This window comes from Massiliimicrobium timonense (genome assembly GCF_042850985.1).
Taxonomy (GTDB): Bacteria; Bacillota_I; Bacilli_A; order Erysipelotrichales; family Coprobacillaceae; genus Allocoprobacillus.
The window spans coordinates 818,960-832,934 of sequence record NZ_AP031415.1; the positions used below are offsets into that span (position 1 = coordinate 818,960).

Here is a 13,975-nt window from a genome sequence, read left to right on the forward strand (position 1 = left end):
TTATGAGTAGTCAAGACTGTAATCATGATTGTCAATCATGTCAGGAAGATTGTGAAGAAAGAAGTTTTTTAGCTCCAATGAATAAAAATTCAAAAATACATAAAGTGATTGGAGTTGTCAGTGGTAAAGGTGGCGTAGGAAAATCATCTATTACGTCTTTATTGGCTGTTTTAAAACAGCGTGAAGGATACCGTTGTGCTGTATTAGATGGTGATATTACAGGACCATCAATTGCGAAAACATTTGGTGTTGAAGGTACACAGATTTATTCTAATGGAGAAGAAATTATTCCAGCTAAATCTTTAGAAGGTATTGAAATCATGTCAACGAATCTTTTATTAGAAAATGCAGAAGAGCCCGTTGTATGGAGAGGACCTATTTTAGCAGGTATGATTAAACAATTCTGGAGTGATGTCAGATGGGGCGAAGTGGATTATATGTTTGTAGATATGCCTCCAGGAACTGGAGATGTCCCTTTGACAATTTTCCAATCTTTACCTTTAGATGGTATTGTGATTGTGACAAGTCCACAGGAACTTGTCAGCATGATTGTTTCTAAAGCTGTTAATATGGCAAAGAAAATGAATGTTCCTATTTTAGGTATTGTGGAAAATATGAGTTATGTGCAATGTCCTGATTGTGGAAAGAAGATTTTTGTCTTTGGAAAAAGCCATCTTCAAGATGTGGCAGATAAATATGATTTAAAGATATTAGGACAATTACCTTTAGATAGTGAATTAACACAACTTTCTGATATGGGAATGATTGAAAACTATTCATCTGATTGGTTAGATGAATTTGAAGAAAAAGTGAAAAACTTTTAAAAAGGTCTATAACATGTCATAAACTGATTTTTGATGTTTATTGAGGTTATAGACCTCTTTTTGATAAAAAGAAGATGGAATAAAAGTCAGAGAATATGATGAATCATAGAATTTTAAAAAAGATTTTCAAGGATTCATTTTATTGATATAATAAAATTATCAAAATAAATGGAGATGAATAAGATGATACTTACAAAGAAACCTTTAAAAGTTTTATTAATTGGTGGAACAGGTACAATATCTCTGCCTATATGTGAAGCATTAAGTCAAAATCAGGATATTGAATTATACGTTATGAATCGTGGACATAAGTCTTTACCTGAACATGCTCATCAGATAATCTGTGATTTTCATGATACTGCAAAAATGGAAGAAATTTTAAAAGATTATTCTTTTGATATTGTTTGTAACTTCATTATCTATAAGCCAGAAGAAGCTATTAAACAAATTCAGTTATTTAAAGGAAAGATTCAACAATATATCTTTATATCTACAGTTGTGACTTATAATCATGAAACAGCTGTGATAATTCATGAATCACATGAACAAAATAATATCTATTCTGAATATGGAAGAGAGAAAACAAAATGTGAACAAATCTTTATGAAAGCTTATGAAGAATTTGGTTTTCCTATTACGATTGTTCGTCCTTCACAAACTTATGGATATGATCGTATTCCTTTAAGTGTCAAAGGAAAAAGCTGTTGGAGTGTGGTTGATCGTATTTTAAATGATAAGCCAGTCATTGTTCATGGTGATGGTAAGAGCACATGGCATTGTACTCATAATCAGGATTTTGCCTATAATTTTATTCAACTGATCAATAATGAAAAGACAATTGGTCAGGCTTATCATAATATTAATCCTGTTGTGGTGAACTGGGATATGATTTATCGTGATTTATATGCATTATTAAACAAAGAACCAAAAATCATTCATATTGCCAGTGATACATTAGCACTCTCTCAAACTTATGATATTGAATCATCAATTCTAGGAGATAAGCAATATTCATGTCTGTTTGATATGTCAAAAATTCAAAGAGATATTCCTGATTTTCAAAATCATATTATGATTCAGGAAGGGTTGAAGATGTATCTTGACTATATGGAACAGTATCCAGAAAAGAAAGTTAAAGATGAAACATTTGATCAATGGTGTGATCAGGTGATTGATTCTTATCAAAAATTTATTCAAGAAATCAAGGGTCATTTTTAGGGATTGACGCAATCCCTTTTTTATTTGGCAACTGAGATAGGTTTTTGGCTATGTGAGAGAGTATTTAACCATTTTTTCACACAATCATGTATAATCATAATTGAAAGAGGTGAGTAGGATGGGAATTGGTATCATAGCTTTAGGGCTCTGGTTGCTTCTAGGTATTTCGTTTTCAATCAATAGCATAGAACTTTTTCCGGATGCTTTATCAATGATGATTATTATGGCGGGAATTGTCATTGTTTTAAGGAAAATCAAATCAAGAGAGCTGTTGATATCTTTAGGATTATGGATAATAAGTTTTATCATGGAAATTTTTCAATTATATTTTTTCTATCAATGGATTTGGTTACTGGCATTAACATTTGTCTATATAGGGATTGATCATATAGCTGTTGAGTATCCTGCTTTAAAAAAATATCGATATGGCTATCGTATATATTTGACAGTTTATGTGATGATTTTATTGTTGGGTGAATTGATTTTGAAAACAAATGAAGCATCTTTCATGCTAATAGCTGCCTTTTTCATGATTGTCTTAGAAATACTTTTGATTATTGTTTTATATCATATGGTTAAAATCAATCATTTTTTAGAAGAAGATTATATTCAAATCCATGTTCAATCTTTATCCTATTCATTTCATCAAAAAGCAATCATTATTGTTCTTTCTTTAGCGAGTCTTTTAGGTATTATCTATATGAAAGATGGTTTTTTAAAACAGATCCAACAGGAAGTTTTATATGAAGAATCATGCTATTTAAAAGTGAACGAAGAAGATTATAAAATCTTGCCTTTTGGTTATCGAAAAGAACAACAGAGCACACTGTTTTTGGGAAGAGAAAGTGTATCCTATACACCGATTGAAATCTATATTCGTCAGGATTTATTCAAAGACTTAAGTCAAGTTGAATATCAGATTTTGAATTATGATCAGGTCATTGTCTCTTCATCAGGACCGTTTCAGACTGTTGAATATGAAGAAGGAGAAACGACACCATTTACAGGTTATGTAGGTGTTTATGTTCAAGATGATCGTTATAGTGAGATTCAAAATATTCAAGATTATACAGATGCCTTCAATTTTGTATTAAAGCTTTATAATCAAAATGGCGAGTGTTATTATCAGCAGATGTCGACTTTAGAACAAGTAACATCTCATGTGTATCGTTATGAGGATGAAAATATCTGTATGGAAAACCTGAAATACGATATGAATGTAATCACTAATCCACCACAAATAACATTAAAACAGAATCAAGATCAGATAACTAATATCTTGTTTTATACAGTCAATGAAAATAACGAAGAAAATTTGATTCTTAAATATGATAATTTCCTTGGTCAAGATCATTATAAACTTAATATAAGCCAACGTTTTATTCATCAGCCATTAGATCATTTATCAAAACTAAAAATAGAATATCGAGATGAAAATTATCAGGTTATTGATTCTTGCATCTGTGAATTGTAGGAAGTCCTATGAAAATCATATGTGCACCCGATCATCTTGATACTTTAAAATCTATGCTAAGAGAATATCAGCAGTTAGATATTGTCATTGTAGAAAAAGGTTTTGATTATGAAGGTATGTGTTATTACTTTTCTATGGAACATATAGAAGATCTAATTTTATACTTACAGAGTTTGCATCAAAAATATGTTCTCGGTTATGCTGATGAAAAACAATACAAACTTTTACCTCAACAGATTGATTTCATTGAAGGTTATTCACAGGAAGCTTTTGTTCATAGTGAACATCTTCAATATCAGATCTATCAGAAGCTTTATGAATTAGAGGAAAAACTGAAACCTTATGGTTTTGTCAGAATTAATAAATCAACTTTGGTCAATATTCATAAGATAGAGAGTATTATACCAGAGGTTCAAAGAAGATATATTCTGACCTTAAAAAGTCAAAAAAAGCTGTTATTGACACGTTATTATGTAAAGGATTTTATGGAAACGTTAAGGAGGGATACTTTATGAAAGAGAGAATAGGCATTCATTATGGCATCAGCTTTATTTATCTGGTTATTATAAGAAATCTCTTGGGACAGGGATATCTTTATACAAACTATTCGTCTGCTTTTCAAAAGAGTCTGATTTATTGTCTGGTTTTATCAGCCTGCTTAACGATTTTATTAGAAGCCTGGCAAATGTTTAAAGAAGTTTATATACATCGTTTCAAGATTCAAAAAGTCATGGCTTTTCTATGTCTTATTGCCATCATGTTAGTGGCTTATTTACAATCTTTATATTATAGTGCTATTATACTGTTTCTTCTCTTTTATATATGTCGAGATGGTTGGCGCTATTATCAAATGAATAAATCATTATAAGCATGTAGAATCTCCTTGAATCAGTTTTATTCTTGTATAAATTATATTCAAAATAGATAGGGAAGGTGTATAATGAATGTATGGAGGTAAGGCTATATGATTCAATGGGGAATATTGGGAATAGGAAATATTGCCAAACGTTTTATAAAAAGTTTAGAAAAGAGTACAAATGGTCAATTATATGCAGCTGCTTCTTATACAGAAAGCAAATGTGAGGAATTTTTAAAAGAACATCCGGATGTTAAGGTTTATCATGATTATGAAGATTTATTAAATGATGAAAATGTAGATGCTGTATATTTGGCAATGAGGCATATTGATCATTATCGTTGGGCTAAAAAAGCTTTACAACATCATAAAGCTGTTCTTTGTGAAAAACCAGCAACACTTTATAAATGGCAAATGGAAGATTTAAAACAGGAAGCAATCAAGAATCAAACATTTTTTATGGAAGCCATGAAAACACGTTTTATTCCTTTGATTCAAGATATTGAGGAGTGTTTAGAGAACAAAGAAATTGGTGAATTGTTAAGTGTTGAAACATGCTTTTGTTATGACAGGGATTATTTAGAAGGACATTATTTGTTTGATCAAGAACAAGGTGGTATTCTCAATGATGTTGGAAGTTATAATGTGGCCAGCACTTTAGATTATATTCATTCTCCAGTTGCCAGAATTGATTCTCAAGTGCAATTTCGTTATGGCGTTGATTGTCATGAAAAGGTAACAATCACTTTTGAAAGTGGACAAAAAGCTTTGATGGAAATGGCTTTTGATGAAAAGAAAGATTCTATCTTAGAAATAAAAGGAACCAAAGGAACAATTTTAGCACAGCCCTTTTATCGTCCTACACAAGCCACAATTATTGATGCTACAGGAACATCGCATCAGATTGAAAAACCTTATATCAATGATGATTTCTTTGGTGAAATTGAAGAAGTTCATCGCTGTTTACAAGCGAAGCTTATAGAAAGTCCACATATGAGTTTACAGGATTCTATTGACTGTATTGATATGATTGAAAAAATTCGACAAAGTTTTTAAAAAGATGATTAAAAAGTATGTTGTTTTGATAATGATGTTAAGATATCAAATAAAAGAATCTAGAAGAATGATGTTTATTCTTTTAGATTCTTTGTGTTTTTAAAGATAATGATATTCATGCTCCCATTGACTATGAATAAAGAATGAAGCAGATTGTTTCGCTTTATCTAAATCCATATAAGTATAATTGCCACATTCTTCTTTTTTAGCTCCAGGAATATCTTGATTCCAATTTGCAATTGTTTCAAACGTATCTCTCACAAGAGTTTTTACTGTATCAAAACTTAAATCTTTTGTAATTAGATAAAATCCTGTCATACATCCCATTGGACCAAAATAAATAATATGTTCTTTATATTTCCCATTTCTTAATAGGGTTGCCCCAATATGTTCAATCGTATGAGCAGCTTTAGGGTCTAAAGGTTTATCAATATTTGGTTCACACATTCTAATATCATATGTTGTTAGATGATCATCAATACGTGAAATATAAACTCCCTTTTTCAGTTGAGTATGATCAACACTAAAACTTGTAATTCTTTCCAATTTTATGCACCTCTCTTTGTCTTTCTTATTGTATAAATAGCTCTCTCTTTTTTCAAGAGGAGATGATTCATTTTGTTTGTTTTTTTCAGTTCTATTGACTATAATAAAAGAAAAGAAGGTGGCAAAGATGAAAGATATTTTGGATAATGTAGAAGTTGAAGTATTAAACGGTGAAATGTGTGAAGAAGAAATTAAAGAATACATTCAATATGTCAAACAAAAATTCCCTCAGGATACTTTAACAGCTTTAACATTAACAATTGATGGTGATTTTGTAGATATGCATTATCATTTACAGCCTCAACCTATGCAAAGAATTCGTCGTATTACAGGATATCTGGTGGGAACGTTGGATCGTTTTAATGATGCGAAAAGGACAGAGGAACATGATCGAGTGAAACATCAACTTTAAAATGGAAAATATTGTATAGAAAAGTTGCATAAATAAGATTGAATATGCAACTTTTCTTTTGTATAATAGCCATGTAAGGGTGGTGAGAATATGAATAAAGCATATTTATGCATTGATTTTAAGAGTTTTTATGCTTCTGTTGAATGTGTAGAAAGAGGGTTGAATCCCTATCAGGTCAATTTGGTTGTTGCTGATAGTTCACGAGGAAAAAGTACAATCTGTCTGGCTGTTTCACCACATTTGAAACAACTGGGTGTAAAAAACAGATGTCGTTTATTTGAAATTCCAAGACATCTTCATTATATTGTGGCTAAACCAAGAATGAAACTTTATATGGAATATTCTGCGAATATTTATGGTTTGTATTTAAAATATATAAGTGCTGATGATATTTATGTTTATTCGATAGATGAAGCTTTTTTTGATGTGACGCAATATTTACGTTTTTATAATAAGAATGCAAAAGAACTGGCACAAATGCTTATTGATGAGGTTTATCAAAAAACAGGTATTCCGGCAACAGCAGGAGTAGGAACAAATCTTTATCTTGCGAAAGTGGCTTTGGATATTACAGCCAAACACAATCAAAGTCATATTGCTTATCTGGATGAAGAATTATATCAGAAGACTTTATGGAATCATACCCAGCTTACTGATTTCTGGCAAATTGGAAAAGGGATAGAAAAAAGACTTCATAAACATGGACTGATGACGATGCAGGATGTTGCCATGTGTCCACAAGATATCTTATATAAGGAGTTTGGAGTGAATGCTCGTTTTTTAATTCAACATGCATGGGGCAAAGAACCTGCAACGCTCCAACAAATTAAAAGTTATCAACCACGCCATCGTTCTATTTCCAATGGTCAAGTTTTATTTGGTGATTATGATTTTCATGATGGATTGCTTGTTTTAAAAGAAATGGTGGAAGATAATGCTTTAGAACTGGTAGAACAAAGATTAGTCACAAATCACATTTCTTTACATGTCAGATATGTGGATGCTTCACTGCCTTCTACAGGTGGAAGTCGTACAATGGGTGTTGTGACAAACTCTTGTCGTTTACTTGTGAAAGAGTTTATTGAATTGTTTCAATCTACAACATTTAGAAATCAACTGATTAGAAAGATTTCAATCGCTTTTGGAGATGTAAAAGATGAAAGATATGAAGCATATGATTTATTTACAGACTATGAAGATATTCAAAAAGAAAGACAACTACAACAGGCTATTGTTCATATTAAGAATCAATATGGGAAGGATGCCGTTTTAAAAGCAATGAACATATTAGATAAAGCAACCGCAAGAAAGCGTCATCAGTTAATTGGAGGACACAATGCACAATAATCATGATCAATCCACTCAGTTTCAACCCTTTGATTCATTAAAGGGATTTAGAGAATATCTTCGTGAAAAAGAAAAAAAGCCTGTACAAAGAAAAGAATTGCTGGAAGATGAATGTGAAAGACTGAATTGTTTATTTCAACAGCTTCAAAAAGGTATGGTTGTGAATATTGTTTATTATCACCATCAACAATATCAAACAATTCAAGGAATGATTACTCAAATAGATATAGATTATCGTAAAGTTTTATTTATAGATAATCAAAGAATAGAATTTTATGATATCAGAGATATTGAGATTATGAAATAAAACAAGGAAGACAAATTGATCTTCCTTGTTTTATTTCAGGGTGCCAACAAAATGAATTTCATGTGTCTGCTCTTGTGAAGAAGTTATGTCTATACCATATGTTAGATCATGTGATTCATTATTGGACATTTTTTCTAATTGTGATTCGAAATCTTTTAATTTGTTTTTATCTTGAATGAGAGTTTTATCAAGAGAATAATCAATATCTAAAGTTGAATGAATATCCCATTCTATAGGATCGAAAGACATATAAAGATTATCAGAAGTGTTTTTAAATAATTTAACAGTAACGGTATAATGTTGGAGATATTGTGAATTATCAACAACATAAAGACTTTCGGGAGAAATGGATAAAGATGTTATCAGATGATTGGAAGAATACTGAACAGGCTCTAATATGATGTCTTTTTCGTTAATGAGTTGTTTTGTTTTTTCTATAGGTTTGGTTGTTTCTTTGGAATCATAATGAATAAGCCAGTAAATCCCCCCACACAAATGATAAATCCTAATATAAATAATAATTTCTTTTTCATGATCATCACCTTCTTTGTATTTATTATAACAAAAAGAAGTGTATGTTTTGTGAATTTCTTTGTATTTATATTATTTTATGTCCACAATAAGAACAAAAAATACTATCATTTGAAAATGGTAGAAACCTTGCCCTATGATGACAATAAGGACATCTCCATAAAATAAAATGACAAATAAGTGATATAATCCATATGATACCTATAATAGCTACGAGTACAATGATAGGTAAGTTATAAAAATCTTGATCAATGGTATACATAGCACAGAGCATGATCATGAGGATAGATATGATTATAATCAAAATTTCAATAATCTTTTTATAAGTTGTTAATTTCATAAGTTATCAGCGCTCCTTATTCTTATTTAATATAACAAATTGTTGATAATCAAACATGATTATCATGTAAATTTTATGTAAAGAGAGGATAAAATGATATTTGAAAATATTTTTTTCTAAAAAATGAAAAAATATCTTTACAAATGATTGAAAATCTTATATACTTGTACTTGCCTAATTGAGATAAAACAATATGGCGGACGTGGCGAAGTGGTTAACGCACCGGATTGTGGCTCCGGCATTTCGTGGGTTCGATTCCCATCGTCCGCCCCAGAGTATGCGGGTGTAGTTCAATGGTAGAACTTCAGCCTTCCAAGCTGACTACGTGGGTTCGATTCCCATCACCCGCTCCATTGAAACAATAAAGTCCTTATTTTAAGGGCTTTTTTTTGTTTTCAAACACAAAATTCAAATAAATATTTTTTGTTTGATGAGTCTATTTGGTTCAAAATTTATTTCTATACACTCTTTAAAAGGATGGATTTTTTATATAGAATCTCTTTTTTTGCACCAAATTTGCACCAAATTCTTTTATTTTACCAATCTTCCTAGTTCTAAACCTAGTTTTATACCATCTTCAAAAGCATTAAGTATAACAAAGTTATCTACATCTATCCAAGAATTAATGACTTCATCAATTAATTTTTCAGAATTTTGAATTTGTTTTTCTTTCATGATTTGTAATACCTGATTAATTGTATCTTCATTGTGCTTTAATGCTGTTTGATATTCCTTTGTATAAGGCATTTCTTTTTCGCTAGGTATAAATCTTCCAAAATATAAATCTTTTATAAAATCATTCATTATATATTTCCTCCCATCATGATCATCAACCTCTATTTTATAGAGGTTGATTGATTTTCAATAACCTGATCAAACTCCTGAATAAGAGCCTGTTCAGTTTCTGTAAATAAATGAGAGTATGTGTTCAGCATTGTTTCGACACTGTGTCCAAAGTGATAAGCCATAGCAACTAAAGATTGTTGTGTTTTTGCATTATTGACCATTAAAGATACACAACTATGTCTTAAATCATGTATACGTAAGTAGGGTAATGCAATTTCTACAACATAATTCAATCCATATGGATTGTTAATAATGTCTTTGATTTTCACATGTATCTTCCATTCTTTATATCCACCTTTTTTCTCCTCATTGTAATAAACTTTTCCATCTAACATCACAGTTGCACCAATTTTTATTTTTCCACTTAAACAAGAGGCATACGTATATCCATAGCCTTTAGAACCGATTCTTAAATGCTTTCTAAATTGATTATGAACTGTATTTCGGGCAAGGGGATAGATAAAACCAAAAACATAAGCATCTTGATTAAAATTGATTTTTTGACTTTCTATTTGATACCATTTCTCTAATATATTGATGAGAATTTGAGGTATACAAATTAGTCGTGTTGAATTTTTTGTCTTAGGTGGTGTTAAGACTTCTTCTTTGACAGAATGAATATTGGATAGAGTCTGTTGAATATTAATAGTTCCCTTTTTCAAATCAATATGTTTCCACTGTAATGATAAAGCTTCACCACGTCGCATACCTGTATAATAAAGTAATGAGAATAACGTATAATATAGGGGTTCTTTCACATTATAGATAAACTCTTGGAATTCTGAAGGCTTCCATACATTATAATTGGTTTGATTGAGTTCATCAGGTTTTTTAATTCTTCGTACTTTTCTTAAAGGATTTGTCTGAATATATTCATTTTCTAAAGCATATTTAAAGACAAGGTTAAGTTTGTAATAGATTTTATCAATGGTAGCGATACTTAGATTTTTCTTTTCTAATGAAAGAATAATCTGTCTTAAATCTTGTGAAGTGATACTTACAATTGGTTTATCAAATAAATTTTTAGCATGTTGTAATGCCTGTTTGGTTGTTTTGATAGAAGTTTCTTTCATATAATACTGACAATCTAAAATAACTTCATCAATAACTTCTTTGAGTGTTTTTTGATTGTTTTCTTCTTGAGTCTTTAATAATTTTCTTTCTATATCATATTTAACTTTTGATTCTTTTTCTAACGCTTCTTTTTTTGTTTCAAAACCACTTTTTCCTGTATAAACTTGTTTTTGTCGCCATTTATTATCATTATCTTTGTATTTGAATCTTATCGACCATAAACCATATTTATTTTTATATACTGCCATTTTAAAGCTCCATATCACGATATTGTCGATCGTTTTTTGACTGTATTGTTATTTCTAATGATTCATGTGGATGTTTTTCTTCAAAATAATGTATTTTTTCCTTTAAAGAAGATAAGACTCTTGTTATGGCATTTTGAGCTTTATGATACAATTCTTTTAAATCATAGGCATTAATAGTATTATGTTCTCTTTGAAATATTTGTTTGAAACGTCTAAATATTTTATCTAATCCTAACAAAGAAACAAATTGTTTATAGAGATTGATATTTTCTTTAAGGCAATCGTTTTTCTTTTCCAGTTCATCATAATTTTCTCTTAATCTTTGAAATTGATTTTCTTCATAAGATATTCTTTGTTCGAGATGGTCAATTGATGAATATAAATGATGAATAACTTCTTCCTTTTGTTTAAGTTGTTTTGCTAAAGGCATGGATCTATACATGTCTAGTTCTTCTTTTTGAATCGTGACAAGATGTGTTAAACCTAATACTTCTTTTTGATATTGATTTAGGCTATGTTTAAGCCCATCAATAACTTGATTGCATTTTTTAAGTGTTCTTGTCTTTTCCAACAGACCGGATGGATTGTAATCAATATGATTAGCTTCATCAATAATGTTTTGAGTTGCTTCTTTATGCTTATAAATGTTTTCTAAGCTCTTTTTAAAACTTAAATCTTCTTGTTGTTTCAACTCTTTTATTGTGCGATTTCCGTTGATTGTAGCGTTGTTTTGAATGGAAGGCATATAACCTAAGGCTTGTTCAAGAAACGCCCCTAAATCTGGATGAAATCGCTTGAGTTCTTTCTTTGTGAGAATATCCTTGCATTTCAATCTTTCAATCCCATCTATTTCAACAACTGGTATAAATGAAAAGTGTATATGTGGTGTTGCTTCATCATTGTGTACCCAAGCACTGACAACATTCTTTTGATTATATTTTTGGGTAAGAAATTGGAATGTCGATTCAAAAAATTTCTCTTGATCTTCTTGAGGTACATCTTTAGGAAGTGTCACAATCCAATCCACCATATAAATAATATCATCTCTCTTGATGTGTTTGACTTCACTTATTCTTTTCTTTAAAAACTGTTCAGGTTTCATTGGTTGAATATCACATGCCAGATTGTAATTAAGATGAGTTCTACTTTTATCTATATCCTGATTAGACAGTTCACAGCCCTCTCGTCTTTCACAATGGATAACCAATCCAATGACACCTTGCTTTTTTATTTTTTGGGCATGAGCCATATGATTTCATCCTTTCCAAAAGCCCCCGGCAGGGCAAGTTTCCAAAAGGCTTTAGCATTTTGGTATAACTTGCTAGACCAATGTTTTGGTCTTTCTTTTTAAAGATTGCCGATAGGCTTCATATTTTATTTTCAATGTTCTTGTTTTGTGACAGAATGACACTTTATTGTACGCACTATAAAGTGTCATAAGTGTCATTTTTCAGGGGAAAATTCTAATTTTATTAATCTTTCATGTCCATTTCTTTCTTTTGAAAAATAGATATGATTTTCATCAAGTATTGTCTTATTTTTTACAAGAAATCTATAAAGACCTTTAGGATTAATAGTTAAATTCATTTTAGCAGTGAGTGTTTGACAGTTATCTTTCATGCAATGAGATTCATTGATAGCTAACGCTTTAATTATCAACAATACGTTTGGATCAATAAACTCATCACCATCATCGCTATCGTTAAAAACCCAATTAATATTATGATTATCTTTTTTGATAGGTATTTTCTCTTTGCGTGAACGTAAAATAAAATTTAATGTACCTGTCGTACTGAATTCATTTTCCGTTTCAATGATGATAGTTCCTGTGGTTGCTGAAGTTAACGATTTTGAACCTAAAACACTATCTTGCAATTTAGCTTTTCCCTTTTTTGTGTGGTGAGTTATAACGCAACATAAATTCTTGTTAACAATGAAATCTCTAAATTCTTTAATCATTGCATAATTTTCACTAAAATTATCAACATCACTAAATTCGTAAAGATTAGCTAAGCAATCTATGATAATCAAACTCACTTCATTGATTCTTGAAAAACACATGATAAATTCTTTGATGTCATATAAACTACCGGAATCATCAAAATTATAGAGGACATTGTCATTTTCTTGAAATTGTTGTGCTCTAATCCTTGATTTTGCTTCAAAATCATAATTATCATTATCAAAATATAAAACAAGTCCTTTCTTGGTTTTCTTGCTTAAAAATGGTTCACCATTGGCAACAGCATTAGCTAGGCTCGTTGTTAATAGAGATTTTCCAATTTTACTCGTACCGGCAAATATATACAATCCTACTTTAAGCAATCCTTCCAGAATATCGTCTTGTTTATTTTCAAAATGAGTATTTAATAATTCGCTTTGTGAGTAAAGTTTATGATTCATATTTTGACTTTATTCCTTTCAAATTTGTTTGAAAAGAAACATATTCTTTGATATACTTTAAGAGAAAAGAGCATATAAAAATATGTTTCTTTGCTTGGAATCATTCATATTCTTACTTGGCGGTTGGAATGAATGATTCTTTTCTTTTCTCAATAGGATGAGTTACATCAAAGTATTGTTCACATGCTTCAATAGGAAGTAATCCTGCTTTAGGAAGTCTATTTTTATCAATGCCAAACAATTCAATGATGCGTTTTGCATGAACTTTAGCAATCTGTTGATAACTGCACCCAACGGCATCTGCGAGTTCCTGATACGTACAAAATTTTTGTCTAATTTCCATATGTTTTCACCTGCCTTTCGATGTTGGTACATAAAATATATATTTTTCATAACATCAAATACATATAATACTTACCACGACTTTATTATACCATTATATATGATTATTGCAATAGATATTTATATAAATTTTAGTATATTATGAATTTCG

At 30.2% G+C, this 13,975-nt stretch carries 16 protein-coding genes and 2 tRNA genes; 11 read left to right on the forward strand and 7 right to left on the reverse strand.

Annotated features, from left to right (window positions below):
* Nucleotides 1-2: 2 nt before the first annotated feature.
* From ACGHJ8_RS04250 to ACGHJ8_RS04275, 6 genes are all read left to right on the forward strand, one after another.
* A complete protein-coding gene (locus ACGHJ8_RS04250; RefSeq protein ID WP_168083094.1) occupies nt 3-824 on the forward strand; it encodes an Mrp/NBP35 family ATP-binding protein in 822 nt (273 codons plus the stop codon).
* Nucleotides 825-1,007: 183 nt separating this feature from the next.
* Entirely contained in the window at nt 1,008-2,042 is a 1,035-nt protein-coding gene (locus ACGHJ8_RS04255) for an NAD-dependent epimerase/dehydratase family protein (protein WP_390541875.1), read from the forward strand.
* Between the two features lie 118 nt (nt 2,043-2,160).
* Nucleotides 2,161-3,516 carry a hypothetical protein gene (locus ACGHJ8_RS04260; RefSeq protein WP_390541877.1) on the forward strand — a complete coding sequence of 452 codons (1,356 nt, stop codon included), beginning with the start codon at nt 2,161-2,163 and terminating at the stop codon, nt 3,514-3,516.
* Between the two features lie 8 nt (nt 3,517-3,524).
* Nucleotides 3,525-4,031 carry a LytTR family DNA-binding domain-containing protein gene (locus ACGHJ8_RS04265; RefSeq protein ID WP_211965163.1) on the forward strand — a complete coding sequence of 169 codons (507 nt, stop codon included), beginning with the start codon at nt 3,525-3,527 and terminating at the stop codon, nt 4,029-4,031.
* Nucleotides 4,028-4,384: a hypothetical protein gene (locus tag ACGHJ8_RS04270; RefSeq protein ID WP_211965162.1), complete on the forward strand. Its 357-nt coding sequence runs from the start codon at nt 4,028-4,030 to the stop codon at nt 4,382-4,384. Before ACGHJ8_RS04265 ends, ACGHJ8_RS04270 begins: the two co-directional genes overlap by 4 nt.
* A gap of 96 nt (nt 4,385-4,480) precedes the next feature.
* Nucleotides 4,481-5,428, forward strand: a complete 948-nt coding sequence (locus tag ACGHJ8_RS04275; protein WP_211965161.1) for a Gfo/Idh/MocA family protein — start codon at nt 4,481-4,483, stop codon at nt 5,426-5,428.
* 99 nt (nt 5,429-5,527) lie between these two features.
* Here ACGHJ8_RS04275 and ACGHJ8_RS04280 read toward each other — a convergent pair whose 3' ends face one another.
* On the reverse strand, nt 5,528-5,974 hold the full coding sequence (locus ACGHJ8_RS04280; RefSeq protein WP_390541881.1) for an S-ribosylhomocysteine lyase: 447 nt from the start codon (nt 5,972-5,974) through the stop codon (nt 5,528-5,530).
* 127 nt (nt 5,975-6,101) lie between these two features.
* Between ACGHJ8_RS04280 and nrdD the strand changes: the two genes are divergently transcribed.
* The 3 genes from nrdD (at nt 6,102) to ACGHJ8_RS04295 (ending at nt 8,040) form a co-directional block, all read left to right on the forward strand.
* Complete coding sequence (nrdD, locus tag ACGHJ8_RS04285; protein WP_211965158.1) at nt 6,102-6,386, forward strand: anaerobic ribonucleoside-triphosphate reductase; 285 nt, start codon at nt 6,102-6,104, stop codon at nt 6,384-6,386.
* Between the two features lie 90 nt (nt 6,387-6,476).
* Nucleotides 6,477-7,733 (forward strand): DNA repair protein, encoded by a 1,257-nt coding sequence (locus ACGHJ8_RS04290; protein WP_211965157.1) that lies wholly within the window; start codon nt 6,477-6,479, stop codon nt 7,731-7,733.
* Entirely contained in the window at nt 7,723-8,040 is a 318-nt protein-coding gene (locus ACGHJ8_RS04295) for a YolD-like family protein (protein WP_087358159.1), read from the forward strand. Before ACGHJ8_RS04290 ends, ACGHJ8_RS04295 begins: the two co-directional genes overlap by 11 nt.
* Nucleotides 8,041-8,070: 30 nt before the next feature.
* Here ACGHJ8_RS04295 and ACGHJ8_RS04300 read toward each other — a convergent pair whose 3' ends face one another.
* The gene (locus ACGHJ8_RS04300; protein ID WP_390541885.1) at nt 8,071-8,535 is read right to left on the reverse strand and encodes a hypothetical protein; all 465 of its coding nucleotides are present in this window, start codon (nt 8,533-8,535) and stop codon (nt 8,071-8,073) included.
* Between the two features lie 572 nt (nt 8,536-9,107).
* Between ACGHJ8_RS04300 and ACGHJ8_RS04305 the strand changes: the two genes are divergently transcribed.
* Both ACGHJ8_RS04305 and ACGHJ8_RS04310 read left to right on the forward strand, forming a co-directional pair.
* Nucleotides 9,108-9,184 (forward strand) — tRNA-His (locus ACGHJ8_RS04305).
* 6 nt (nt 9,185-9,190) lie between these two features.
* Nucleotides 9,191-9,264 (forward strand) — tRNA-Gly (locus ACGHJ8_RS04310).
* Between the two features lie 178 nt (nt 9,265-9,442).
* Here ACGHJ8_RS04310 and ACGHJ8_RS04315 read toward each other — a convergent pair.
* The 5 genes from ACGHJ8_RS04315 to ACGHJ8_RS04335 all read right to left on the reverse strand — a co-directional run bounded on the left by ACGHJ8_RS04315 (nt 9,443) and on the right by ACGHJ8_RS04335 (nt 13,825).
* On the reverse strand, nt 9,443-9,715 hold the full coding sequence (locus ACGHJ8_RS04315; RefSeq protein ID WP_087358161.1) for a DUF6809 family protein: 273 nt from the start codon (nt 9,713-9,715) through the stop codon (nt 9,443-9,445).
* 32 nt (nt 9,716-9,747) lie between these two features.
* Nucleotides 9,748-11,079 carry a tyrosine-type recombinase/integrase gene (locus ACGHJ8_RS04320; protein WP_390541888.1) on the reverse strand — a complete coding sequence of 444 codons (1,332 nt, stop codon included), beginning with the start codon at nt 11,077-11,079 and terminating at the stop codon, nt 9,748-9,750.
* Nucleotide 11,080: 1 nt separating this feature from the next.
* Nucleotides 11,081-12,328: a MobV family relaxase gene (mobV, locus tag ACGHJ8_RS04325; RefSeq protein WP_390541890.1), complete on the reverse strand. Its 1,248-nt coding sequence runs from the start codon at nt 12,326-12,328 to the stop codon at nt 11,081-11,083.
* Between the two features lie 194 nt (nt 12,329-12,522).
* Nucleotides 12,523-13,482 (reverse strand): AAA family ATPase, encoded by a 960-nt coding sequence (locus tag ACGHJ8_RS04330; protein ID WP_390541892.1) that lies wholly within the window; start codon nt 13,480-13,482, stop codon nt 12,523-12,525.
* Between the two features lie 112 nt (nt 13,483-13,594).
* Nucleotides 13,595-13,825, reverse strand: coding sequence for a hypothetical protein (locus ACGHJ8_RS04335; RefSeq protein ID WP_087358165.1), 231 nt, complete (start codon nt 13,823-13,825; stop codon nt 13,595-13,597).
* Between the last annotated feature and the right edge of the window lie 150 nt (nt 13,826-13,975).

Coding starts and splice junctions, on each gene's coding strand:
- ACGHJ8_RS04330 (WP_390541892.1), bottom strand. CDS start 13,482: ATGAATCATAAACTTTACTCACAAAGCGAATTATTAAATACTCATTTT.
- ACGHJ8_RS04290 (WP_211965157.1), top strand. CDS start 6,477: ATGAATAAAGCATATTTATGCATTGATTTTAAGAGTTTTTATGCTTCT.
- ACGHJ8_RS04335 (WP_087358165.1), bottom strand. CDS start 13,825: ATGGAAATTAGACAAAAATTTTGTACGTATCAGGAACTCGCAGATGCC.
- ACGHJ8_RS04320 (WP_390541888.1), bottom strand. CDS start 11,079: ATGGCAGTATATAAAAATAAATATGGTTTATGGTCGATAAGATTCAAA.
- ACGHJ8_RS04250 (WP_168083094.1), top strand. CDS start 3: ATGAGTAGTCAAGACTGTAATCATGATTGTCAATCATGTCAGGAAGAT.
- mobV (WP_390541890.1), bottom strand. CDS start 12,328: ATGGCTCATGCCCAAAAAATAAAAAAGCAAGGTGTCATTGGATTGGTT.
- ACGHJ8_RS04265 (WP_211965163.1), top strand. CDS start 3,525: ATGAAAATCATATGTGCACCCGATCATCTTGATACTTTAAAATCTATG.
- ACGHJ8_RS04295 (WP_087358159.1), top strand. CDS start 7,723: ATGCACAATAATCATGATCAATCCACTCAGTTTCAACCCTTTGATTCA.
- ACGHJ8_RS04270 (WP_211965162.1), top strand. CDS start 4,028: ATGAAAGAGAGAATAGGCATTCATTATGGCATCAGCTTTATTTATCTG.
- ACGHJ8_RS04260 (WP_390541877.1), top strand. CDS start 2,161: ATGGGAATTGGTATCATAGCTTTAGGGCTCTGGTTGCTTCTAGGTATT.
- ACGHJ8_RS04275 (WP_211965161.1), top strand. CDS start 4,481: ATGATTCAATGGGGAATATTGGGAATAGGAAATATTGCCAAACGTTTT.
- ACGHJ8_RS04315 (WP_087358161.1), bottom strand. CDS start 9,715: ATGAATGATTTTATAAAAGATTTATATTTTGGAAGATTTATACCTAGC.
- nrdD (WP_211965158.1), top strand. CDS start 6,102: ATGAAAGATATTTTGGATAATGTAGAAGTTGAAGTATTAAACGGTGAA.
- ACGHJ8_RS04255 (WP_390541875.1), top strand. CDS start 1,008: ATGATACTTACAAAGAAACCTTTAAAAGTTTTATTAATTGGTGGAACA.